This window comes from Methylobacterium pseudosasicola (assembly GCF_900114535.1).
Lineage (GTDB): Bacteria > Pseudomonadota > Alphaproteobacteria > Rhizobiales > Beijerinckiaceae > Methylobacterium > Methylobacterium pseudosasicola.
Window position 1 is genome coordinate 25,045 of record NZ_FOTK01000032.1, and the last position, 23,288, is coordinate 48,332.

General features: G+C 66.9%; 26 protein-coding genes. 11 read left to right on the forward strand and 15 right to left on the reverse strand.

All coding sequences use genetic code 11. The features are described 5' to 3' along the window. Positions 1-215: 215 nt before the first annotated feature. Positions 216-1,058: a glycosyltransferase family 2 protein gene (locus BM228_RS24500; protein ID WP_092044694.1), complete on the reverse strand. Its 843-nt coding sequence runs from the start codon at positions 1,056-1,058 to the stop codon at positions 216-218. An 83-nt stretch (positions 1,059-1,141) separates the two neighbouring features. Between BM228_RS24500 and BM228_RS24505 the strand changes: the two genes are divergently transcribed. Further along, positions 1,142-2,551: a class I SAM-dependent methyltransferase gene (locus tag BM228_RS24505; RefSeq protein ID WP_092044696.1), complete on the forward strand. Its 1,410-nt coding sequence runs from the start codon at positions 1,142-1,144 to the stop codon at positions 2,549-2,551. A gap of 104 nt (positions 2,552-2,655) precedes the next feature. On the opposite strand, the gene BM228_RS24510 is transcribed toward BM228_RS24505, so the two are convergent. From BM228_RS24510 to BM228_RS24560, 11 genes are all read right to left on the reverse strand, one after another. Continuing rightward, positions 2,656-3,612 (reverse strand): aliphatic sulfonate ABC transporter substrate-binding protein, encoded by a 957-nt coding sequence (locus BM228_RS24510; RefSeq protein ID WP_092044697.1) that lies wholly within the window; start codon positions 3,610-3,612, stop codon positions 2,656-2,658. A gap of 63 nt (positions 3,613-3,675) precedes the next feature. After that, the gene (locus BM228_RS24515; protein ID WP_092044760.1) at positions 3,676-4,458 is read right to left on the reverse strand and encodes an ABC transporter ATP-binding protein; all 783 of its coding nucleotides are present in this window, start codon (positions 4,456-4,458) and stop codon (positions 3,676-3,678) included. Between the two features lie 43 nt (positions 4,459-4,501). Beyond that, complete coding sequence (locus BM228_RS24520) at positions 4,502-5,272, reverse strand: ABC transporter permease (RefSeq protein WP_092044699.1); 771 nt, start codon at positions 5,270-5,272, stop codon at positions 4,502-4,504. A 14-nt stretch (positions 5,273-5,286) separates the two neighbouring features. After that, the gene (locus tag BM228_RS24525) at positions 5,287-6,267 is read right to left on the reverse strand and encodes an aliphatic sulfonate ABC transporter substrate-binding protein (RefSeq protein WP_092044700.1); all 981 of its coding nucleotides are present in this window, start codon (positions 6,265-6,267) and stop codon (positions 5,287-5,289) included. Positions 6,268-6,379: 112 nt separating this feature from the next. Beyond that, a complete protein-coding gene (locus tag BM228_RS24530) occupies positions 6,380-7,171 on the reverse strand; it encodes an ABC transporter ATP-binding protein (RefSeq protein WP_092044702.1) in 792 nt (263 codons plus the stop codon). Beyond that, complete coding sequence (locus BM228_RS24535; protein WP_244537297.1) at positions 7,165-8,118, reverse strand: ABC transporter permease; 954 nt, start codon at positions 8,116-8,118, stop codon at positions 7,165-7,167. Before BM228_RS24535 ends, BM228_RS24530 begins: the two co-directional genes overlap by 7 nt. A gap of 59 nt (positions 8,119-8,177) precedes the next feature. Beyond that, complete coding sequence (locus BM228_RS24540; RefSeq protein WP_092044705.1) at positions 8,178-9,278, reverse strand: ABC transporter substrate-binding protein; 1,101 nt, start codon at positions 9,276-9,278, stop codon at positions 8,178-8,180. 497 nt (positions 9,279-9,775) lie between these two features. Next, positions 9,776-11,122 carry an LLM class flavin-dependent oxidoreductase gene (locus BM228_RS24545; protein ID WP_092044706.1) on the reverse strand — a complete coding sequence of 449 codons (1,347 nt, stop codon included), beginning with the start codon at positions 11,120-11,122 and terminating at the stop codon, positions 9,776-9,778. Between the two features lie 11 nt (positions 11,123-11,133). Next, positions 11,134-12,369 carry an acyl-CoA dehydrogenase family protein gene (locus BM228_RS24550; RefSeq protein WP_092044761.1) on the reverse strand — a complete coding sequence of 412 codons (1,236 nt, stop codon included), beginning with the start codon at positions 12,367-12,369 and terminating at the stop codon, positions 11,134-11,136. Positions 12,370-12,729: 360 nt separating this feature from the next. Next, complete coding sequence (locus tag BM228_RS24555; RefSeq protein WP_092044708.1) at positions 12,730-13,395, reverse strand: methionine ABC transporter permease; 666 nt, start codon at positions 13,393-13,395, stop codon at positions 12,730-12,732. Beyond that, positions 13,385-14,542 (reverse strand): methionine ABC transporter ATP-binding protein, encoded by a 1,158-nt coding sequence (locus BM228_RS24560; RefSeq protein ID WP_244537296.1) that lies wholly within the window; start codon positions 14,540-14,542, stop codon positions 13,385-13,387. The genes BM228_RS24555 and BM228_RS24560 overlap by 11 nt, the downstream gene beginning before the upstream one ends. A gap of 440 nt (positions 14,543-14,982) precedes the next feature. Between BM228_RS24560 and BM228_RS24565 the strand changes: the two genes are divergently transcribed. From BM228_RS24565 to BM228_RS35895, 5 genes are all read left to right on the forward strand, one after another. Further along, positions 14,983-15,969 (forward strand): aliphatic sulfonate ABC transporter substrate-binding protein, encoded by a 987-nt coding sequence (locus tag BM228_RS24565; protein ID WP_092044763.1) that lies wholly within the window; start codon positions 14,983-14,985, stop codon positions 15,967-15,969. Positions 15,970-15,973: 4 nt separating this feature from the next. Continuing rightward, on the forward strand, positions 15,974-17,017 hold the full coding sequence (locus BM228_RS24570) for an LLM class flavin-dependent oxidoreductase (RefSeq protein ID WP_092044709.1): 1,044 nt from the start codon (positions 15,974-15,976) through the stop codon (positions 17,015-17,017). Between the two features lie 505 nt (positions 17,018-17,522). Further along, the gene (locus BM228_RS24575; RefSeq protein WP_092044711.1) at positions 17,523-17,711 is read left to right on the forward strand and encodes a hypothetical protein; all 189 of its coding nucleotides are present in this window, start codon (positions 17,523-17,525) and stop codon (positions 17,709-17,711) included. 151 nt (positions 17,712-17,862) lie between these two features. After that, a complete protein-coding gene (locus BM228_RS24580) occupies positions 17,863-18,072 on the forward strand; it encodes a hypothetical protein (protein ID WP_092044712.1) in 210 nt (69 codons plus the stop codon). Then, positions 18,069-18,197, forward strand: a complete 129-nt coding sequence (locus BM228_RS35895; protein ID WP_280142349.1) for a hypothetical protein — start codon at positions 18,069-18,071, stop codon at positions 18,195-18,197. Before BM228_RS24580 ends, BM228_RS35895 begins: the two co-directional genes overlap by 4 nt. A 174-nt stretch (positions 18,198-18,371) precedes the next feature. Here BM228_RS35895 and BM228_RS24585 read toward each other — a convergent pair whose 3' ends face one another. After that, positions 18,372-19,094 (reverse strand): helix-turn-helix transcriptional regulator, encoded by a 723-nt coding sequence (locus tag BM228_RS24585; RefSeq protein WP_139234179.1) that lies wholly within the window; start codon positions 19,092-19,094, stop codon positions 18,372-18,374. A gap of 874 nt (positions 19,095-19,968) precedes the next feature. On the opposite strand from BM228_RS24585, the gene BM228_RS36130 reads away from it, so the two are divergent. Beyond that, complete coding sequence (locus tag BM228_RS36130; protein WP_092044715.1) at positions 19,969-20,196, forward strand: response regulator; 228 nt, start codon at positions 19,969-19,971, stop codon at positions 20,194-20,196. Positions 20,197-20,594: 398 nt separating this feature from the next. On the opposite strand, the gene BM228_RS24595 is transcribed toward BM228_RS36130, so the two are convergent. Beyond that, the gene (locus BM228_RS24595) at positions 20,595-20,831 is read right to left on the reverse strand and encodes a DUF6894 family protein (protein ID WP_092044717.1); all 237 of its coding nucleotides are present in this window, start codon (positions 20,829-20,831) and stop codon (positions 20,595-20,597) included. Positions 20,832-21,007: 176 nt separating this feature from the next. On the opposite strand from BM228_RS24595, the gene BM228_RS24600 reads away from it, so the two are divergent. The 4 genes from BM228_RS24600 (at position 21,008) to BM228_RS24615 (ending at position 22,901) form a co-directional block, all read left to right on the forward strand. Then, positions 21,008-21,247: a hypothetical protein gene (locus BM228_RS24600; protein WP_342030180.1), complete on the forward strand. Its 240-nt coding sequence runs from the start codon at positions 21,008-21,010 to the stop codon at positions 21,245-21,247. Beyond that, positions 21,244-21,531, forward strand: a complete 288-nt coding sequence (locus BM228_RS24605; protein ID WP_092044720.1) for a hypothetical protein — start codon at positions 21,244-21,246, stop codon at positions 21,529-21,531. Before BM228_RS24600 ends, BM228_RS24605 begins: the two co-directional genes overlap by 4 nt. A 66-nt stretch (positions 21,532-21,597) precedes the next feature. Next, on the forward strand, positions 21,598-21,801 hold the full coding sequence (locus BM228_RS24610; RefSeq protein WP_092044721.1) for a hypothetical protein: 204 nt from the start codon (positions 21,598-21,600) through the stop codon (positions 21,799-21,801). Positions 21,802-22,022: 221 nt separating this feature from the next. After that, on the forward strand, positions 22,023-22,901 hold the full coding sequence (locus tag BM228_RS24615) for a MipA/OmpV family protein (RefSeq protein WP_092044723.1): 879 nt from the start codon (positions 22,023-22,025) through the stop codon (positions 22,899-22,901). 85 nt (positions 22,902-22,986) lie between these two features. Here the strand turns inward: BM228_RS24615 and BM228_RS24620 are convergent, their stop codons facing one another. After that, a complete protein-coding gene (locus BM228_RS24620) occupies positions 22,987-23,253 on the reverse strand; it encodes a hypothetical protein (RefSeq protein WP_092044724.1) in 267 nt (88 codons plus the stop codon). Between the last annotated feature and the right edge of the window lie 35 nt (positions 23,254-23,288).

Here is a 23,288-nt window from a genome sequence, read left to right on the forward strand (position 1 = left end):
ACCAGAGGTCTGTCGGGTGAAGCTCGTCCTGAACGCCGAGGTCAGAAATGCAGTCCCTCCGGCGCAGCTTCGATGGATTAAGAGACGCGGGCCGGGGCGACCTGCCGTTGCAAAGGTTCGCGTCGGCCATGCTGCTACGCATCTCCCGACCAGCCGTCAATTTCTCGGCGATGCCGTGAAACCGAAGCGTCCGATCGGGCCGGTACCCCGGTCCATCAGAACAATCCGACGAAGCGGTCCGGCAGCTGCCACAGATCCGCCGCCTGTGCCCAACTCTTGCGCTCAATTGCGTCGGCGAAGATCCGCTTCGTCGTCTCGAACAGATCGTCGCCACGACGCAACTGGACGCGTCTCCGCACAAGTCCGGCAATGTCCGACTTCATATGATCCCGGAACGCCATCGGCGCGATGGCGTGATGCGAGTCCGGGATCCCAACCGGCGGGGCGGAATTCCGCTTCTTCTGACGCTCGAACAAGATGTCGTTGTCACAATGGGCCAGGTGAAACAGGAAGAGGTCGTCGAATTTCGGCCGGTGATCGTGGACCACGCAGTGAAAGCCGATATGCCAGTCCGTCCGTTTCGAGATCAGCGTCGCCTTGCAGAGGGTCGATAGGGGGCGGACATAGCCTCGCTGCAGCGATATCAGGCGTTGAAGATCGATCGGCGGCTCACCCTCGACATGGCGCACATCCGCACCGAACAGGTCGAGGATCGGCGGTATTTCGCGCGCCGCAACGTATTGGGACAGCGACGGCGCCACATCCGGATCGACGACGACCAGCTCATCGGTATCGGCGAAGAGCACGCCCTTGAAACCGATGAACAACGAAGCACAGAAGTCGCGGATCGTGTTCACGCGCTCCCATTCGTCCAGGGGCGTTCTCGGTAGCCGGATCAGGTTCGCTTTGATCCCGACAGTCGAGCCATCGTCGGAGCCGTGATCGAGAACGTAGCAGTTCTCGGCCCCGACCTGCCGTTCATAGTGCCTCAACCAGAGCGGCAACATCGCTTTTTCGTTGAACGCCATGGTGACCACAGCGAGCGGTCTTTTCTCCACCAGACATTTTCCTTCGCGACGGCAGTTTGATAATCCGAAGCCATCGTACGCGGCGGGACGCTAATTAGGAGCTAAGCTTGGACATGGAGCGAGCGCAGCAACTTCTGCGATCCCTGAGCAAAGACGCGCGGATCATCGAGATCGGCCCAAGCTTTAATCCCCTTGCCCCGAAGCGCGACGGTTGGAACACGATCGTGGTCGATCACGCCTCGCGTGAGGAGCTGCTTGAGAAATACCACGACCAGACGATCGACCGGATCGAGGCGGTGGACATCGTCTGGACCGGCGGTTCCCTGGCCGACGCGGTCCCGAGCGATCAGCATGGGACGTTCGACGCCTTCATCGCCAGCCACGTCATCGAGCACACCACCGACATCGTCACCTTCCTGCGCGCCGCGGAGACGTTGCTTAAGCCGGATGGCGTCGTGATCCTGGCGGTCCCGGACAAGCGCAAGTGCTTCGACTTCTACCGCCCGCTCTCCGCCACCGCCGACGCGGTCACGGCCTTCCTGGAGCGACGCGACCGGCACACGCTGCGGACGCATATCGACTACGCCCTGAACATGGCGCTGAAGCCGGGAGGGGTCGGGGCTTGGGCCGCAAGCGACATCCAGGTGGCCGAGCCGGCCAATCCAGTGACTGACGCACCGCAATGGCACGCCGCCGTGACGCGTCCGGATTATACCGATGCGCATGCCTGGGTGTTCGTGCCGTCAAGCTTCAGCCTGATGATCCTGGAATTATCGCTGCTCGGCTACTTGGACCTGCAGGTGGAGGAGCTTCAGGAGCAGCACGCGACGGAATTCTTCGCTTGGCTTCGCAAGGGCGCGCTGCGCTTGGCCCCCGACGATGCCCGGCGTGAACGCACCGCCCTCATGCAACGCGTGATCGTCGAACTCGCCGAGCAGGCGCGCCAAATGCCGGACGGACCGCTGAGCGAGTCGGCGGGCCTTCTCCGTGACCAGCTCCTGAAGGCCGAGTACCGCGCGCAAGCCCTGCGCAAGGTTCTCTCGTCCGTGCAGGCCAGCCTCGGCCGGTTCGGCCTCGACCGCCGCCGCTTCCGGCAGCAGATCGCGCTGGCGGGTCAGGACGTTCCGGCGAATGCGTTGGCCCCCATCCAGCACCACATCCTGCTCAAGGAGGCGACGAAAATCCTCAACCGGCGAAAGACGCCCGACGATGGGATGACGACCGTCGAGGACGAGCCGGCACTGGCCGAGAACGCCGTCCTCGTCGTGCCCCTCGGCGCGGCCCAGTTCCGCGATCCGCTGCTGGCCGCGGAACTCCTGCGGGAGCGGCAGCGCTCGCTCGCCGTGCAGGTCGTGCTCGAGGCTGTACGGAAAAGCCTGCGCTCTCGGTCCTGGGACAAGAAGCGCTTCAAGGCACTCATCGCGAAGGCCGCTCAGGAGACGCCCACCGTCGGGCCGGAAGCGGTGCGTCACGCGGTGCTGGCCGAGGAGAGCCGGAAGGTCTTGGGCGTGCCCCGCGGTTAGGGCATCGTCCCGAAAAGGGGTTACCGGCTTTCGGGAAAAGACGATGCGAATCAAGAAGCTGGCGCATCGCGCCAATTCCGGTTCCGGCACGATGCGTTAGGGATTCAACGCGCCGGCGGCTCCCAGATGCCGAGGGCGGAGGCGTCCACGGGGCGGGGCAGAAGCCCCTCGGCCTTGAATGCGTCGGCGATCTTTTGCTGCTCGGACAGGCCGGCCCGCGTGACCGGCTCAACCCGGTAGCTGCGGCGCGCATTCGCCCGCAGGATCACGTCGGGCTCGATCTTCCAGAGGGGCGCGAGAAGCGCCGCCGCCTCACCGGGCTGCGCCTTCACCCAGGCGCCGGTCTCGGCAAGCTGGCCGAACAACGCGGCGAGCACCGGGCCGTTGGCAGCCACATACGGATCGGCCGCCAGATAGTACCGCTTGTACAGCGAGAGCCCGGCGCCGTCGCGCAGGACCCGCGCGCCCGATTGCTGCTGCGCGGCGGACAGGAACGGATCCCAGGCGACCCAGGCCTCGACCCCGCCGCTGGTGAGGGCTGCCCGGCCATCGGCGGGGGTCAGGTAGGCCGGAACGATGTCCTTGAAGGTCAGGCCGGCCTCCGTGAGGGCCGCCAGCAGCAGGTAGTGGCTTCCGGCGCCCTTGGTGACGGCGACCCGCTTTCCGCGAAGGTCCGCAACCGTCTTGGCGGCCGAGGCCTCGGGCACCAGGATCGCCTGCGCGTCCGGGGAGGGGGCTTCCTGGGCGATGTAGCTGATCCGGGCGCCGGCAGCCTGGGCGAAGATCGGGACGGTGTCGGCCACGTCGGCGGAGACGTCGATCTGCCCCGCATTGAGCGCTTCCATGATTGGAAGCCCGCTGGTGAATTCGTGCCACGACAGCCCGGTGCCGAGCGGCGCCAGGGCCCGCTCCAGATTGCCGTTCTGGCGCAGCAGCGCGATCAGCGTCGAGGAACGCTGGTAGCCAATGCGGAGGGTCGCGACCGCCCGGGCGGCGCGCTGCGGTGCGAGGAGCGCGGCGGCGGCGAGACCGGCGATCAGGCTTCGGCGGGAGGCGGGCATCGTGTGATCCAGGGCGAGGGGTTCAGGGCGAGGGGTTCAGGGCGAGGGGTTCAGGAAGAGAACCTACCACCACGCGGCACGGGTCTCGGGGGCGAGCGTCTGATGGGTTGCGGCCGGCCGCAGGGAACGGTCGAGGGCGGCCATCACCCGGCGCACCGCCCCTTCATGATGCGCCGCGACGGGGTCACGTGGGCGGGCGAGCCCGATATCGATGGTCTCGTCGAGCCGCCCCGGCCGCGGGCGCATCACCACCACCCGGTCGGCCAGCGTCACCGCCTCGCCGACATCGTGGGTGACGAGCAGGATCGTCGGCTTCGTCTCGCCCCACAGGCTCAGGAGCTGATCGTGCAGATCCCTGCGGGTGAAGGCGTCCAACGCCGAGAACGGCTCGTCCAGGAGCAGCACGCGGGGGTTGGTCACGAACGCCCGGGCGATAGCCACGCGCTGCTGCTGCCCGCCCGAGAGCTCTCGCGGCCAGCGGCCGCTATGCTCGGTCAGACCGATCCGCTCCAGCGCCCGGGCGACCCGCGCCCGGCGCTCGGATCGGGCGAGCCCGGCGAGGCCGAAGCCGACATTGCCCGCCACATCCAGCCAGGGCAAGAGCCGCGCCTCCTGGAAGACGACGCCGACATTCGGATGCGGCTCACGGATCGTCTCGCCGTCGACCTGCACGCGCCCGCGGCTCGCCTGGTCGAGGCCCGCGATCAGCCGCAGCAGGGTCGTCTTTCCGCAGCCCGACCCGCCGATGAGCGCGACGATCTCGCCCGGCCGCACCGACAGGGTGATCCCGGCCAGCGCCTGCGTGCCGTCCGCGTAGGTCTTCGAGAGATCGTCTACGATGAGCACGGGCGTGTCTTGCGTGAGCGGTTGCATCGATGGGGCGCGCCGGTCACAGGCTCTCCCGGGCGGTATCCTGCCAGCGCGTTAAGGGCCGGGTCAGCGTCACCAGGACCATGTCGGCCAGCTTGCCGGCGAGCGCGAAGGTGATGATCGCGGCGACGATCTGATCGGGCTTGCTGAATTGCTGCCCGTCCACCAGCAGGTAGCCGAGGCCCTCCGAGGCGCCCATCAGCTCCGCCGCCACGACGAACAGGAAGCCGAGGCCGAGCCCCGTGCGCAACCCGACCAGGGTCGCGGGCAGCACCGCGGGCAGCAGGATCCGCCAAGCCAGGGCGAGGCGCGACAAGCGGAAGATGCGCCCGACCTCGATAAGCTTTCGGTCCACCGAGGCGATCGCGCCGGAGACCCCGACATAGACCGGGAAGAACACCCCGACGGCGATCAGCAGCACCTTCGGCGTCTCGAGGATCCCGAACCACAGGATGAACAGCGGCACCCAAGCCAGCGATGGCACGGCCCGCAGGGCCTGCAGACTCGGATCGACCAGCCAGCGCAGGGTCGGAAGCGTGGCCACCAGCCCACCCGCCAGGATCCCGGCGGCAGCCCCCCAGAAGAAGCCGAGCCCGACCCGGATCAGCGTCGCCTCGACATGCAGGAACAGGTCGCCCGAGGTCGCGAGGTCCAGCAGCGTCGCGCCGATCCGGCTCGGCGGCGGCAGCAGGCGCCCGGAGACCAAGCCGCTATCGACGGCGATCTCCCAGCCGATCGCCAGAGCCAGCGGCAGGACGAGCCCGAGACCGACGCGGCCGCCCTGCCGCATCAGCGCCCCGGCTCTCAACGCGCCGCGACGGGGTTGAAGCCGGAATCGAGCAGGCCGTCGACCGCCGCGGTGACATCTGTGGCAGCCGGGATCACGCCGGCCTGTTGCAGGGCGAGGCCGGCGGCCTTGATCGATTCGGCCTGCGCCGGCCCGATCGACGGCTGGGACAGGTCGGTGCGCTCCAGCTGGCGGGCGATCACCGGCTCGGGCAACTTGGTGGCGGCGACCAGGGCCGCCGAGAGGGCCTGCGGGTTGGCGAGCGCGTAGGCGCGCGCCTGCTCGTAGGCGGCGATCACCGTCCGAACCAGATCGGGATGGGCGTTGGCGAAGTCCTCGCGTACGTCGAGCAGGCCCCAGGTGTTGGCCGCCGGGTCGCGATAGAACAGGACGTCGCCGTTCTCGATCTCGGCCGCCGCCATCAGCGGATCGAGACCGGCCCAGGCATCGACATCGCCGCGGTCGAGGGCGGTGCGGCCGTCCGGGTGTTGCAGCAGGACGAGCTTCGCATCCTTCTCGGTTAGGCCCGCGCCCTGGAGCGCCCGGATGAGGAAGATATGCGGGTCGGTGCCCCGGGTGACGGCGACGCGCTTGCCCTTCAGGTCGGCGGGCTTGGCGATCCCGGTCTCCTTGCGGGTGACCAAAGCCGTCCATTCGGGACGCGAGAAGGCGTAGATCGCCTTGATCGGATTGCCGTTGATCCGGGCGACCAGCGCGGCGGCACCGGCGGCCGAGCCGATATCGATCGCGCCGGCATTCAGGAATTCGAGCGCCTTGTTGGAGCCGAGCGACTGGACCCAGCGCACCCGGATACCCTTCGGTTTGAGGGCTTCTTCCAGAAACCCCTTCTCCTTCAGGAGGAGACCCACCGGGTTGTAGGTCGCCCAATCCAGGCGGATCTCCTTCGGATCCTCAGCCCGAGCCACAGATCCGAACAGGCCGGACGCGGAGATCAGGGCGAGGCCGGCGGCCAGGAGGGATCGGCGTGAGGAGCGCATGAGCGGAACCTAGTTCGGGCGAAGTTTTGGGGAAGGCGTGCACGCACAGGTTCGCGGCGCGCGGCCCGAAGCTCGGGATCCGCAACGCCGCGCGCCGCAGGGATTCGTGCGATCAGGTGGTCTGGCCGAGAATCTCCAGGATCGTCCGGCGCAGCCGAATGAGGTCGGGATCGTCCCGGTGACGCGGGTAGGGGGCATCGACCGGGAGCTCGGCCCGGATCGCGGCCGGACGGTCACCCAGCACGATCACGCGCTCGGCCAGGATCAACGCCTCCTCGACATCGTGGGTGACGAGCACCGCCGTGAAGCGTTTCTCCTGCCAAAGGCGCAGGATCTCGGCCTGCATGGCCAGCCGGGTCAGGGCGTCGAGCTTGCCCAGGGGTTCGTCGAGGAGCAACAGGCGCGGCTCGTTGACCAGCGCCCGAGCCAAGGCCGCCCGCTGCGCCATGCCGCCGGAAAGCTGGTGCGGGTAGGCATCCGCGAAAGCGGACAGCCCGACGAGACTCAGCGCCTGATCGATCCGCGCCGCCCGCGCGGCGCGGCCGACCCCCTGGGCTTCGAGCCCCAGGGCCACGTTCCCGCGCACGGTGCGCCACGGGTACAGGGTCGGATCCTGGAACACGAGCAGCCGGGACGGGTCCGGCCCCTCCACCAGATCACCGTCAACCGTGATGAGGCCTTGGTCCGGCGGCTCCAGGCCGGCGACCAGCCGCAGCAAGGTGGACTTGCCGCAGCCGGAGGGCCCGAGCAACGCCACGAACCCGCCCGGCTCGACGGTGAGGCCGACCCGATCCAGCACCGGCAAAGGCGTGCCGCGGATGTCAAAGGCGTGAGTGACCGTCTCCACGCTCAATCGCGCCCCGATAGCCTGGGCCGCCGGCCGTTCCTGCGTCGCGGTTACCATTGCACCAGCCCCTTCTGCCACGCGAGCAGACGGTCGCGGAGGCGGAACAGCAGCGTGATCAGCGACGAGCACATCAGGGCCATCACGATCAGCGCGGCGTACATGTTGGCGTAGGCTGCCCAACCTTGGGCCCATTGCAGGTACCAGCCGAGGCCGGACTTCACGCCGAGCATCTCGGCCACCACCAGCACGGCGAAGGAGCCGCCGAGCCCCATGAACAGGCCGACGAAGACGTGCGGCAGCGCCGCCGGGATCGCCACTCGCAGGATCAGGAAGCTGCGCGAGGCGCCGAGCGTCCGCGCCACGTCGAAATAGGCTTTGTTGACGCCCGCCACCCCAGACCAGGTCAGCACCGTCACGGGAAAGCCGGTGGCGAGCGCCACCAGGAAGGTGCTCGCCGACCACGAGGACGGGAAAACGAAGAAGGCCAGCGGCAGCCACGCGGTCGCGGGCAGCGGGCCGACGAAGCGCAGCACCGGATGCGCCCAATAGCCCACCGCCTTGGAGGTCCCGATGGCGACGCCGAGCACAAATCCGATCCCCGCCCCGAAGGCGTAACCACCGGCCAGCAGGATCAGCGAGTTAAGCGTGCTGCCGCCGAGCTTCGGCCAATCGTCCAGGAACACCTCCAGGATCGCCTGGGGCGGCGGGAAGAACGGCATCGGCAGCAGGTCGAACTTCGCCGTGACGAGTTCCCAGGCCAGCAGGACGATGGCGATTGCGGCGAGCCAGGGGCTCCAGTGCCGCAACCGCCTTCCGAAAGTCCCAAGCCGGGCGGCGAGCAGGCCAAGCGGCAATAGGGCCAGACCGATAAGTGCCGCGCCCTGCGCGAAGATCGCCGTCCTCGGAAAATCGCCCGCCTCCGGCAGCGCCAGGGTCGCGCCGCCGAGGGCGAGCCAGACGATGCCGGCCGCGAGCACGCGCCAGTGCGGGAAGGACAGGCGCATGGACACGGCGACATTGCGCGGGGCCGTGCCGGCGGTGATGCTTCCGGACATGAGGCTCCTCAGCTCAGCACGTCGGCGTAGATCCGCTCGGCGAACTTCGCCGTGTCGGTCGAGCGCTTCAGGACGTTCACAAGCTTCAGTTCATCGCCGTAGAGGGCGAGTTGCTGCTTGAGCCGGCCACCGACCGGGCTGTCGCCGTGGTGCTGGCTGCGCAGCATGGCGGCGAGGTCTTCGATCGAGCCCTTGCCGCCGTAGCCGGCGAACGCCTTCGCGGCCGCTTCCGGATTGTCGTGGACGGCGTGCCCGCCCTCCAGGATCGCCCGGGTGAGCGACGCGGCGACCGCCCGATCGTTGCGGAGCAGGCTGCCGCGGACCGCCACCACGCAGCAGGAGCGGTCGGCATATTCCCCCGCGAGGTTGGTCGAGATCTCGGCGAAGCGCGGGTCCTTCAGCCAGATCCAGGTGCGCGGGTCGCTATCGGCAAGGGCCTGCGCCTCACCCTTCTCCACCGCGAGATTCAGGAGATCGACCGGGTATTGCCGCCACTCGACGCCGCTATCGGGGTCGATCCCGGCTTTGGCCAGTTGCAGGCTGAAGAAGTTCTTGGCCGGGCTCGCCTGATCGCTGACCGCGATGGTCTTGCCCTTGAGGAATGCGATGTCGGTGATGCCTTTGGACTTGTCGGCCAGCAGCCTCAGGCAGCCGCCATGCAGACCTGCGGTGATCCTGACGTCGAAACCTTGTTCCAGGGGCTTGAGCCAGCGCAGGGCCATGCCGATCCCGGCATCGGCCTTGCCGGTGGCGATGGCCTCCAGCAGGGCCTCGGTGGCACCGCCGAAATTGACAAATTCCACGTCGAGGCCGTGCTTGGCGAAGATGCCCTGCTCCTTGGCGACCGGCGCGGCGGCGGTGCAGATCGCGGTGGCGTTCCAGGCCAGCTTGACCGGCCGGAGCGGACCCGAGGCGGTCTCGGCCGCGGCGGGCCGGCAGAGCGGGCCGGGATCGAACGGCGCGCCCGGCCCGGGCGCCCAGGCCTGGCTGGCGCCGAGGCCGAAGCCGAAGGGCGCGGCCATCGCGGCGGCGCCGGCCCGCAGTAAGAGCCGGCGCGAGGGCATCCGGCCCGATCCTGTGGGTCTCGGATGTGACGGATCGTCGGTCATCGGTAGTCTCCGGGCCGCGCGATGGCGCGGCAAGGCTGAATCGACGCACGAAACGGCCCGGCCTCGCGGCCGGACAGGTCATGCGTCCTCAATTTCGGTGAATGATCCGTCGAGGGATCAACGATTTGAATATTCAATTGACTCACAGCCGAGTCAACGAAAGCGTTTTCTTATCTTTCTCTCGACGAAAGAAAGATATTCGCTCGCTCAGCGTGAATCCGAGAATGAATCGCCTTCACGGCGTTGGCTGGGCGCCCGGGTCGAGCCACATCCTCACAGGCGCCAGCAGTCGGTACAGAGACTTGATGAGAGGATCGCAATCTTCGAATTTATACTCTACCAAAGAGCAGTTCTATAGATATATCTTCGGCAGAATCTGCGAAGGATCTGATTTACTGTCTCGGATGCCCACAATCGCAATAGAGGTGTAACGGTGGATCAATATGGAATCCGCCACGCCAGACGACCGCAGTATGGTCCTGTACGGTCTCGAATCCTCACACCGACCGATGGCGCGGCTGGAAACCGGGCCGCGGCAGGCCGAGATGCGCGCGCAGGGTGTTTCCCTCGTAGTCTTCCCAAAACAAGCCGCGGCGGCGTAATTCGGGAAGGACCAGCGCCACGAAATCGTCGAGGCCGCCCGGGAGCGTCGGCGGCATGATGTTGAAGCCGTCGGCGCCGTAGGCTTCGAAGCGCTCCTGCAGCGCGTCGGCGATCTGAACTGGTGTGCCGACCAAGACCCAGTGGCCCCGGGCGCCGGCGGCGCGCAGATACAGCTCGCGGATGGTCAGGCCCTCCCGGCGCGCGAGACGCAGGAACAGGTCCTGCCGGCTTTTGCCGCCATTGGTCTCGGGCAGGTCCGGCATGGGCGCATCGTCCGGGTAGGCCGAGAGATCGGCGCCGGTGAGCTGTTCCAGGAGCGAGCGGCCGACCACCGGGTGGATCAGCGCCTGCAGGGCGGCGAACTTTTCCCGGGCCTCCTCCTCCGTCCGGCCGACCACCGGAAAGGCGCCGGGCATGATCTTGAGATGGTCCGGGTCGCGGCCGTGCCGGGCCATCCGGCCCTTCACGTCGGCGTAGAAAGCGACAGCATCGTCCAGCGAATCCTGCGCGGTGAAGATCACCTCGGCGGTGCGGGCGGCGAGCGCCTTGCCGGCCTCGGAGGAGCCGGCCTGCACCACCACGGGATGCCCCTGGGGCGGGCGCGGCACGTTGAGCGGGCCGCGCACCGAGAAATGCGCACCCTCATGGGCCAACAGGTGCAGCTTCTCCGGGTCGAAGAACCGGCCGGCCTCGCGGTCGCGCACGAAGGCGTCGTCCTCGTAGGAATCCCAGAGGCCGCGGACCACGTCTACGAACTCCTCCGCCCGGGCGTAGCGGTTGGCATGGGCGAGATGGCTCTCGCGACTGAAATTCCAGGCCTCGCGCGGGTCGGCCGAGGTAACCAGGTTCCAGCCGGCCCGGCCCTCGCTCAGATGGTCCAGGGAGGCGAATTTGCGCGCCACGTGGAACGGCTCGTTGTAGGTGGTCGACGCGGTGGCGACGAGGCCGATTCGCTCGGTCACCGCCGCGAGATGCGACAGCAGGGTCAGCGGCTCGAACTGCCCGACATAGCGGATCGCCGTGCGGCTCAGGGCGTCGAGATCGTCGCCGCGTATGCTGACCCCGTCGGCCAGAAAAATCAGATCGAACTTCGCGGCCTCGGCCGTCCGGGCGAGCTGCCGGTAATGGGCGGCGTTGATCCCGGCATCGGCCTGCGACGACGGATGGCGCCACGCCGCCACGTGGTGGCCGCCGGGATACAGGAACGCTCCGAGGCGCATGCGGTCGTGACGGCGGGGCATCCCTACGTCCCTCAGGCCGTGCCGACGCGATACTGGCGCGGCGGCTCCGTACCGTTCACCGCGAAGGCGCCGACGATCCGATCGCGGTAGATCCGGGGATTGTGCGAGGCGATGGTGCGGGCGTTGCGCCAGTAGCGGTCGAGGCCGAGCCCCTGCTTCACCGCGGAGGCGCCCAGCGCGTCGAACAGGATGGTGGTCGCCTCCAGCACCAGGTTCGTGACCACGGTGACTGCCTGGTTGACCTCGACATCGGCCAGGGCGATGGCGCGCTCCGCCTCGGCCTCGGTTCCCTGGCCGCCTCCATCGCGATGCAGCTCGTAGACCCGCTGCAACGCCTCGGCCGCCTTCAGCGCCAAGGCGCCGGCCGCGTAGGCGTTGCCGCGCACCCGGCCGACCACGGCCAGGATCTGCGGATCGTCGGCGGTCCGCCCGGCATTGCCGTGGCTGTAGATTCGGGTCCGCTCAGCCACCAGGCGCCCGACATCCTCGGCCGCGGCGCGCCCGATCCCGGCGAGCGTCGCCAGATGGACAAGCTGGAAGAACGCCATTGCGTAGGGGAAGCGGGCCGGGTCCGGCTTGATCAGGTCGGGCGACAGGACGACGTCGTCGAACCGGATCGTGCCACTTGCGGTGAGCGCCTGCCCGAACCCGTCCCAATCGTCGACGATGTCGACCCCCGGCGTCCCGGTCGGCACCGCCGCCACGATGGTGGTGCCGTCCTCGTCATCGGCTGAGAGGTGAATGTAGTCCGCGAAGAGCGACCCGGTGGTGTAGAACTTTTTGCCCGACACGACCCGGTCGGCGCCCCGGCGGCGCACCACCGTGTCGAACTGGCCGACCTTGGCGGTCCCGGTCTCGGAGACCCCGCTGCCCACCGTTTCGCCGGCGGCGATCTTGGCGATCCAGCGTGCGCGCCACTCCGGCGCGGTCGAGCCGAGCACGTCCTCGGTGAAGCCGAAATGGGCCCGCAGGGCGTTGGTGACGTTGGAATCGGCCTGCGACAGCTCGGTCAGCAGGTTGAACAGCTCGGGCAGGCTGGCGCCGTGGCCGCCCGCCTCGACCGGCAGGCGCAAGGTGGTGAAGCCGGCCTCCTTCAGCCAGCCGATCTCGGCATGCGGCAGGCCATGCGTGCGGTCGCGCTCGACTGCCGTGGCGCGGATCTCGGCGAAGACGGGCCGGAAGCGTTCGGCCAACTCCTCGTAGCGCTCGCTCGGGCCAGCGCCCCAACCCGCATCCCTTTGCGACATCGCCTTGCGCATCCCATCCAGACCTTCGCTGCCGCCCCCCCCGAAGGCATTCGGCGCGAGACCAATGGATTCGCCAAGTCGGGCCACGATCTCAAGACGGCGTGCAGGAAAAACGACCGTTGTCGATCGATTTGGAAATGCAATCTCGTCGCGATGCTCTGCACGAATAGCCGCTTCTTCCGACACGCGAGAAAGAAAACAACGTTCTCGCTGGACGGAAGCGCGGTTGAGCGACCCGTGCACCTTCTTTCCACCAAGCGCGTCCCTATTCCGAACGCATCTCGGCAGCTTCGGCGCAAATCGTTTCGACCGAGACCGTCGTCCCGGGATTCTGCGAGCCTATGGGGTGATGCGTGGGGATCAGCTCCGGCGATGGCGCCGGTTGAGGCCTCGCGCCAAGCGCTCGCCCGCGGTCTGGAACACCTGCACGAGGACGATCAGCACGACCACGACAGCGAGCATCATCTCGGGCCGGAAGCGCTGGTAGCCGTAGCGGATGCCCAGATCGCCGAGGCCACCGCCGCCGACCGCGCCGGCCATGGCGGAGTAGCCGATCAGCGACACCACCGCGAGGGTGAGCCCCATGACGATGGCGGGCAGCGCCTCCGGGATCAGCACCTTGCGGATGATCTGCGACGGGCTCGCCCCGAAGGCCCGCGCGGCCTCGACCAGGCCCTGATCGACCTCGCGGATCGCCGACTCCACCAGCCGGGCAATATAGGGCGCCGCCGCCACCGTCAGCGGCACGCTGGCGGCGTAGGTCCCGATGGAAGTGCCAGCCACCAGGCGGGTGAACGGGATGATCGCCACGACCAGGATGATGAAGGGCGTCGAGCGCGTGGCGTTGACGATCACGCCGAGGGCAGCGTTGAGCGCGGGCGCCGCCAGCAATTCGCCCCGCTGGCTGGTCGCCAGAAACACCCCGAGCGGCAGGCCGAGCAAGGTGCCGATGATGGCGGAGAGCGCCACCATAGTCAGCGTGTCGAGGGTGGCCTGGACCAGGAGGTTGATGAGTTCAGGCGACACGGGCGGCCTCCCGGGCGACGGCGGGCTCGATCTCTGTGTTGCTGTCTGGGACTATGTCCTGCGCCGGCGGGAGGTAGCCGAGGATGTCGGCCGGTATGTCGAGCGCGGCCAGATAGGCTTGGGTTCGGGCGGTGACGTCCGGTCCCGGGGACAGGCCGACCGCGAGGGAGCCGAAACGCCGGCCGCCGATCTCGTCCACCGCCCCGGCGAGGATCGCGGCCTCGATCCCGGTCTCGCGGGCGAGCCGGGCGAGGATCGGGGTATCGGCCTGCGGCCCCCGAAGCGAGAGGCGCAGCACCGGCACGCCGCCGGAGCGCGGATCAGACGAAATCCGCTCCGCGAGGCCGGCCGGCAAGTCGAGCCCGACCTCGCCGGCGAGCAGGCTGCGCGTGACCTCAGCCTGCGGCCGGGTGAAAACGTCATAGACCGAGCCGCGCTCGACGATCGCGCCGTGATCGATCACCGCCACCTCGTCCGCCACCGCCCGGATCACCGACATCTCGTGGGTGATGAGCACGATGGTCAGGCCGAGATCTCGGTTGATCCGCTTCAGGAGCGCCAGGATCGAGCGGGTGGTCTCGGGGTCGAGGGCGGAGGTGGCCTCGTCGGAGAGCAGCACGTCCGGCTCGGTGGCAAGCGCCCGTGCGATGCCGACGCGCTGCTTCTGGCCGCCCGATAGCTCCGCCGGGTAGCGGCCGGCCTGGGCCTCCAGGCCCACTAGGGCGAGCAGTTCCGCCACCCGGGCGCGGATCGCCGCGCGTTTCCAGCCCGCCAGCTCCAGCGGCAGGGCGACGTTGTCGGCCACATTGCGCGAGGACAGCAGGTTGAAGTGCTGGAAGATCATGCCGACCTGGGCGCGCACATTCCGCAGCTCCCGCTCCGGCAGACTCGACACCTCCGCGTCGCCGACGACGACCCGGCCGGCGCTCGGGCGCTCCAGGCCGTTGATCAGCCGGATCAGCGTCGACTTGCCCGCCCCTGAGCGTCCGATCACCCCGAGGATCGTGCCGGCCGGGACGGCGAGGTCTATCCCTGAGAGCGCCGCCACCTGCGCGGCGCCCTTCCGCGCCGGATAGGTCTTCGAGACGTTCTCGAAGCGGATGAGGGGTCGGTCAGCGGGATTGCGGGACGGCGGCAGGTGGGACACAGCCTATGGATGCTCCTCGATCGGGACCAAGCGGTCCGCGACAACGTCAGGTCTCACGGAAGCGATCTGTATGACGGTCGGCGCCGAGAGGGGTCAAGGAAAGGCGGGTACATACTTCCCCGGCTTCATAGAACGATTTTTCTATGAAGCCTCATTACGGAGACCGATTTTTTGCCCGAGCTGGCAATCGGCTGACCTTTCGGTCGGCCGAGCGTCGCTCGACATCGCATGATTCCCCGATCTCCAAAGGCTCTGTGCTGTTTTCCGTCGCCGCCGAAGAAGGACTGTCCTTCGAATCGCGCTGAATTCGGAACTCTGTTTCATTGATCGATCCCCCGGGGGCGGGCTTCAATAGTGGTCGCCCAGTCCAGGAGCCGATGAACCGGGGATCGTCGGTTCCCGCATGTAGGCGGATGGGCGGCCACCGACCGGAGACCACGATGACAGACGACACGCCCGCAGGACGGTCCCCGTCCCGCCGGACGCTCCTCAAGGCTGGCCTCGGCGCCGCAGCGCTGCCCTTCGCGTCGCCGGCCGTGCATGCGGCGGCGCGCGACGTGAAGATCAGCATGCAGCGCTCCTCGGTGCTGTTCACGGTCCTGAAGGTGAAGGGCACCCTAGCCGAGCGCCTGGCGCCCCTCGGGTTCACGCCGACCTGGCACCTGTTCACCAGCGTCATCGAACCGATGAATGCCGGGGCAGTCGACATCCACGCCGATGTAGCCGACGCGGTCCCGATCTTCACCCAATCCGCCCGGGCGCCGCTGACCTTCTTCGCCCGCGAGCGCGGGTCGCCGGCGGCGGAAGCCATCATCGTGCCCGCGGACTCGCCGATCCGCACGGTCGGTGACCTGAAGGGGCGGACGGTGGGCGTCTCGCGCGGTTCCGGCAGCCATTACGTCCTGGCCGCGGCCCTGAAGCGGGCCGGGCTGAGCTTCGACGATATCCGCCCGGCCTATCTCCAGGCACCCGAGGGGGCAGCCGCCTTCGAGCAGGGCAGCCTGGATGCCTGGTCGATCTGGGACCCGTTCCTGGCCTTCGCCGAAGCCAAGCGCCCGGTGCGCGCCATCGCGAACGGAACTGGCCTGACCAGCTACCACCGCTATTACCTGGTCAACGACAGCTTCGTCGCCGCGCATCCCAAGGTGGTCGCCACGGTCTATCAAGCCCTGGTCGAGGCCGGCCAGTGGGTGAAGGCCAACCCGGAGGCGGCGGTGGCGTTGCTCACCCCCGTCTGGGGCGACCTGCCCCCCGCCGTCGTGGCCGCGGCCAATGCCCGGCGGACCTACCAGGTGGAACCTGTGGAGCGGGCGCAGCTCGGCGAGCAGCAGGCGATCGCCGACACCTTCCTCGAAGCCAAGCTGATCCCGCGCCGGATCGACGCCACCGACGTCCGGATCTGGACGCCGCCGGCTGTGAAGGGCTGAGGCGATGGCCGATGCACCCCGTTTCGGCATCTGGGCCGCCGTCCACGGCTCCCGCGCCGCCCATCACGATCCCGACGAGCCGGACGACGCGAGCTGGGAGCGCAACCGCGCCCTTGTGTGCGAGGCGGAGGTCTTGGGCTTCGATTCGGTGCTGGTCGCCCAGCACACGATGAACCCCTACGACGCGAGCCGCGACCAGCTCGAAGCCTGGACCGCCGCATCAGCCCTGGCGGCACTGACGACGCGGATCGAGATCATCGCGGCGATCAAGCCGGGGCTCTATCACCCGGTGGTGCTCGCCAAGATGGCGCTGCAGATCGAGCATATCAGCGGCGGCCGCTTCGCCTTGAACCTCGTGAATGCCTGGAACCGGGCCGAGTTCGAGCGGGCCGGCCTGCCGTTCCCAGCCCATGACGACCGCTACGCCTACGGGCGCGAATGGATCGGCCTGGTGGACCGGCTGATGCGCGGCGAGCGCGTCACCTACTCGGGCGCGCATTTCCAGATCGAGGAGTACCAGCTTCGCCCCGCCGGCACTTATCGGCCGCGGCCCCGAATCTATCTCGGCGGCGAATCCGAACCGGCCCGGGCGCTGGCGGCCGACCACGCCGATGTCTGGTTCATCAACGGCCAGCCCCTTGAGGCTGTCCGCGGCCTGATCGCCGACGTGGCCCGCCGACCGGCTGCCAACGGCCCGCCTCGCTACGGCCTCTCGGCCTTCGTCATCGCCCGCGAGACCGACGCGGCGGCGCAGGCCGAGCACGCCCGCCTCCTCGCCCTGGCGCAGCGCGACGCCGAGTTGCGCGCTAATACTCGTGCCAGGACCGACACGGAGAGCGTGATGTTCGCCAAGACCGACGCGGCGGCAAGCCGCCATGTCGGCACCAACGGCGGCACCGCAGCCGGTTTGGTCGGCAGCTACGAGACGGTGGCGGCCCGGATCCGCGCCTTCCACGCGGCCGGCATCGACCTGTTCATGCTGCAGTTCCAGCCGTTCGAGGCCGAGATGCGCCGGTTCGCCGAGCAGATCCTGCCGCGCGTACGCTGACCTGGACATTTCGGTGAATGTACGGTGCGAACTCTACGTCACCGTCGACCTGCTGCATGGGGGGCTATCCCTCGGCCTGACGCTTCGCGACCATCTCGGCCTCGAACGGTGGCTGGGACGTTAACCACCGGCCGTCGTTGATACTTCCCGGTATCGGATCAGGGCCTCACGGTCCAACTGCCCCTCTGGTCCGTTCCGCGCGTAGAAACCGCGCTTGGCCCGCTCATGCGGCTGGAGCGGACGATCTGATCGGCTCGCTTCGGGTCTGACGGACCGGTATCGGCATGACGGACAGTCACCCGCGCGACCATGCCGGTGAGCGTTTCCGTCTGGGGAGCGGTGGGAATCGGCGACCGGGCGTTCACGAGGATGATCTCGTCTCGGGCTGGCGCCGCCGGACCAAAATTGATTGATCCGATCTCGGAACCGCCAGATCAATTGGCAACGCCGCATCCACGAGGCCGCTTCCGTGATGCCCGCTCCAGTGAATGCCCCACGGGCCAAAATGCTCCAGCTTGCCAAGCGTGTCGCCGGCGACCTTCGACGGGGACAGATGACGGACGAATTGCAGACCGTCGGCCTCGCCTTGTCCGAGAGATCAGACGCCGTCGTTGTCGTCCTCGACCTCTTGATCGCCGAGGTTGGCAAGAAGCGGCCCGACGAAGACCTGTGCGAGGTGTTTCTCCTCGGTTAGCGTTCGCTCACGGAAATCCCGCTTGCAGTCTGGATCGCCAAGAACACCGTCGCGGCCTCGGCAAAACGTTAGCCACAGGTCTGCGGCAGGAACCGATGCCGACACCAGTACTTGGCCCCTCGCTGGCGATAGGATCAGCGGGAGGAACGATATGTCGAGCGACCAAGAGAAACATCAGGAGCTCCTCCGCGCCCTCAGAGCTTCACAGGGCGAGCGCGACGGCTCCTTCGACGAGGCGGTCACGCGCGCCTTCGAGCACATCTTCGAACATCTCGAGCGCCTGAATTCGCATGTCTCGCTCGGCGGTCCCGAGGGCGAGGACCGTCATCTGAAGGCCGGCGAATCACCGACCCTGCGATGATTGCAGGGCTTCGTTTCCTGATCAGCCTCGGCGACGGCATCAAGGTGACCGGCGCGTATCAGGGCGAAATCGGAGGCAACCGCCTCTCGCATGCCGGGACCGCGCGCATGCAGCTGCGCTTTTGAGGGGGCCTGCGGCGCGTCTGCGCCGGGGTCGTGAGGTGGATGTCGAGGCCGTGGCGCTCGACGCACCAGACGGATCGCGCTCAAATAGGCTCCGAGAAGCTTCTCCCTGCCCGCGCACGGGGCGTCCGCCAACGCGAGCGTTCCGGCCGACCAAGCTTCGAGCTTGGCAAGCGTTCATTCGGCGGCTCTGCCCGACCGGCGGACCTCTGAGGGCGTGAGGCCGAAGCGCTTGCGAAAGGTTCGGTTGAAGTAGGAGAGGTCGCCGAACCCGACATCGAAGGCGATGGCGCTGACCGGCCGGGCATCCTCGACATCGGTGAGGCGCTGCATCGCCCGGTCGAGGCGGCGGGTGAGGACGAAGCCCGAAAAGATCTCACCCTCCGCCTGGAACATCGCCTGGACCTGCCGGCTGGAGATCTGCTGCGCCTGCGCGACCGCCTCCAGGCTCAGGTCCGGCTGGCCGAGGCGCTGCTTGACCTCGGCCTTCAGCGCCTGGATCCGCAGTTCGCGCCGGCTTGGGCCGGGCGGGGCTGTCATGGGCGCCGGCTCGTGCACCGTGAAAGCGAGGAGCTCGGTGAGATGCGCGCGGACGAGCTCCGCGATGCCGAAGGAGCCGACCGGGATCAATCCCCGTAAGAGGCTCGCCCCATAGATCGTCAGGGTCTGCAGGCCGGGATAATCGTGGCCGATCCGCACGACCCGTCCGGTCTCCAGCGCGGCGAGCGGGCCGGTCAGCCGTTCCCTCTCGATCGCTAGGAGGTCGATCCAGTCGACGCCCAGCGCGTCGAAGACGGCGCCCCGGCTGGCGGTGATGAGCAGCGCGTCCCGGGAGCAGCGGGCGACGCTACGGCCGCCCTGAATCACCTGGAGGCGCCCGACCGCGGGCCGCACCAGCATCAAGCTCTCGCCCGGCCCCTCGTCGCGCCAACGCTGGCAGGGCCCGAATACCGAGTCGATGCCGAGAACCGGGACCAAACAGTCAGGCGGGTCTCAGGCTGTGGTGGATCTGCAGGCGCTGATCGAGACTGTCACCATCCACCCCGAGGGGCCAAGGGCCGGCGTCGAGATCCGCGGCCGGCTGAACGAACTGATCGGCGATTCGAGTTGGTCTGATGCGGCCGGTAGTGGGAGTACTGTGGTAGCGAGGGAGGGATTTGAACCCCCGACACAAGGATTATGATCTGAGCGCGAGCACGGCTAAGTCATTGATAGGGCAGGGGACGCCACGGTGCTGCGCTAGCACTGCGCTACGCGCGATTGAAGTCCCTCTTCCTCCTGTCGCTCCAAACACGCAAGGATATGCCGTGCTGGACGCTGCGCCCGTTGCGGCTTCCGTGGAGGCGACCGCATTAAGCGCTGCGGCATGGGCCTATGACTGACGTCCTAAGATTATGGTTCGGGCGGAGCTTTCCCGCTCCGGCAATGCTTGGATCGGTCCGGGCCGGCGGGCGTTGAGCTCCGCAAAGGCCTCCCCTCGGTAAGTTCGGTCCACCACATGTTGATGACACGCGAGAGGTTTGAAACCGAACTCATACGGCGCCTTGATCTACCGTAAAGAGCCATTCTATTTAAGCGCCGAGACCGACCATAGGGTGCAACAGCACTTCTATTCTCTCCAAAAATCAAGTCACACACTTTACCGTTACAAGGGATGATGCTGCGCTGCAGATCGGTTGCCCGATATATAATTGTAGCTTAGACCGCATTGCTTGCGCTTGGGAGGGGCCGGTGGCGTAGGTCAACATCGAGATAACAACCCTGAGATGCAAGCGTGCACGTCGTCCTAGTCGATCCGAGCCGCGTGGTGCGGCGCTCCGTGGGAGAGATGCTGGAGGCCGGTGGGCACACCGTCACGGCTTTCGATAACTCACGTTCGGCGCTGGAGCACGTTGAGGCCGATGCCTCCGTAACCTGCGTTCTTACCAGCCTGAAGGTGCAACCCTTGGACGGGTTGGAACTGTGCTGGTCGCTGCGGCGTAGGGCAGGTTCAGGCACTTGAACGAGCAAGGCCCGCCCAGGGGGACTGAGGCGAGCCTGCTGCGACTGCGCCAGCGAGGCCGCCCCGGGACCGACCGTGTAACGGCCCGGTGCTGCTCTTCCGGTGCTCAGCCGAAGCTGGTCGCAGCGGCCATCCTGGGCCTACGTGGTTAACAATTTCTTACCGAGACCCGCTCTGTTCACGGATGCTGGTGACATGCGGCTGACGAATAGCAACGTTCTCGGTCGGTGCCTCGCCGTGTTCGTAGCCCGTTCCAACCGGAGCCGCCTCAACCGGTCTTCGCCTTGAACGCCCAGACCGGCACGCCCCAGACCTTGCTTGAGGTGTTCCGGTCGCCCGCGCTACGCTCGAACACGATCCGGTTGACCTCGACTGCTTGCACCAGCCTGCCGGTTCGGTCAGTCGATTGGGTCAGCATCCAGCGAGACACGCAACCGCAGGCGCACGGCGCCCTCGGCATCGCGGACGGCCGCGACGTAATCCTGCCGTCCAGGTAGGTCCGTAAGGCCCTGGGCGATCCTCGTCATGATCCGCACCGCCTGGGCTTTTGCAGCTGCAAGGTCGGGCAACTCGTAGCCGATCTTGTCCCGAACCAACTCACCCCCGTCGTGCAAGTCGATGAAGTAGCGGGGCATGAGGCGCTTCTCAGCAGCATCGGTGAGACCCCCACTACGCAGTTTCCGCGCCCTCGAACGTACCTCTTTTGGCTGGGAACCCAGACAGGCTGACGCCGATCTCATCGGTATGCCTAGACGAAGATGGACGGACTGGGGCCCTGACATAGCTCTGCGGCATGGCCAGCAACCCGACCGTGTCCGACCTCCGCGAGGTCTCTGAGGTGACAGACGAGGAGATCACCGCCACGGTAGATGCGGTGCTCCAAGATCTCGCGAGCGAGGCATACCCGCTGGCGAAGGGCTGGATCCTCGACCTGGTCGCGGCGGTCGCCGAACACAAGGCCTCCCAGGACGCGCTGCTCGCCGACCGGGACGCCTACAAGCGCAACATTGTCCGCACCGCAATCCTGATGGCGCATCCGGTGAAGGGATGATCGAGCCTACGACCATGACCACCGGTGGCAGGCAGTGGTTCTACGACAGCAGGCTGATGGTCTGCTCGTTCTGCCTACTGTTGCTCGTCGTCATCTTCTGGCAAGTGAGCCGGTTCGAAGGCTTCCAACCGATCTTCACCTGCGCCACCGCGAAAGATGTTGATCGCCTCTTGCTCTCCTCCGGGATGGAGGCCTGCATGGGCAGTGCGCGTTCCCAGAGCGATAAGGAGCGGAGCATGCGGACCGTCTATGTGCTGGCCTGTATGAAGAAACGATGGCGGTAACAGTCTCGTCAGCCGTTTGCACCGTGGTCCGATGGACGCCCTTAGCAGACTGCAGTAGAGCGATCCATGCCTCAGACGCTTGCTGGCTGGATCCTGTTCGCCCTCATCCTATTCTTCGGGGGAGCCAGTATCGCTACGGCGGTAAAGCTGATCATGTCTGCGTTCGGAAAAACGTCCCAGAGCCGGTTAGAATTTTATGCGGCCTATATTTTTGGGGCGCTGCTAGTAGTCGCGACAGCGCTGTTTATCTGGATTGAGACACCGAATTGATAGTGGTCTAATTCGCCGTGGATAAATGTTCGCGTTAACAGATCGCGCGGATTTAAATGCTGATCTGAGCACCGGGTTTCCCCGGCCCAAGCGGCCTCACTCTCGGAAATCCGGCCAAAGCGAAACGTTGCTGAATGGTCACGGCCGATCCTATTGCGAGGCGTTCGGACGGTTATTGCACGTCATGCGTATGCGGGCGGGATGAAAAGGCGCCATAAAGCGTGGCCATGTCATCATCACCCCATCGTGCGCTGCGGTTTCCTGCCTTCCTCGGCGCAGGCGCAGTCTTTGCCGTATGCGGTACGGCAGCGCCCCATGCGGCGGATCTGAGCGCGGTTCTGCCGCGTCCGGTGCCAACCTTTACTCAAGTCGACCCAAGCACTTGGGTGGTGACTGTCAGCGGTTCGCTCCAGGTTGTGCCCCGTTATCCCGGCGCCAGCAACTACACGCCTGTCGGCTATCCCTCCATCGACATTCGTCGTCTCGGAGAGCCGCGCCGCTTCTCGGCTCCAGACGACGGCTTCAGTCTGTCCCTCTATGATGATCCGGTGTTTCGCATCGGCCCGACCGCTCGCATCGTGCCCGGCCGCTACTATGGCGACGACCGACGCCACCTGTTCGGGCTCCGCGACGCGCGGTTCGCGGTCGAGCCCGGCGTGTTCGCGGAATTCTACCCCGTCTCCTTCATCCGCACCCGTGTCGAGGCTCGGCAGGGCGTATACGGACATCACGGCACGGTCGGTTCCGTGGCGGCCGACTATCTGATCCCAACAGAAAAGCTACTTTTCTCCATCGGACCACGCTTCAATATCGGCGATGCGAGCTTTGCCCGAAAGTATTTCGGCGTATCGCCGGCTGAAGCGGCTCTGAACGGCCGGGTCACGCCCTATGATCCACGAAGTTTTTACTCGGCAGGCGCGCTCGGCGCGGTGACCTACACGCAGAATGAAACCTGGGCTTACACGGCCTTTGCTGGCTACACTCGCATCCTAGGTGCATCCGGCGATAGCCCTCTGGTGCGCCGCCCGTTTGGAAGCCCGAACCAGTATCAGGTCGGCATCAAAATCGATTACTCGTTCACCACGCCAGCGTTGTTTTGATCGCTCTACGTGCCTGTGGTGATCCGACTTGGCCCCACCGCTCGATCCGATCACGGGCTGGCGGGGCTCGGGGCTATCTAAGCCTTTAGTCGTCGCTGCGGGGAAGACGCTCTTCGAGATGATTAGCGGCATCCGCGTACAACTCGAAGCGTCGCAGCAGGATAGCGCGCCTCTCGGGCTTCCGTGCGCCGTCCATCTTTCCCTTGGCCTTGTCGGCACGCTTACGCATCTTCTTGGCGAGTTTCCCGAACGCCTCGTCGATCTTGGTGCTGACCTTCACAGCCTCGGCCTTCACTGCGTCCTGGTGGTCCCGCATTGAGCCGGGGAAGGTACTTTTTTTGTCCTTAGTCATTGCCGGTCTCCATGGAGTTGCGTGCGGCCTTTTAC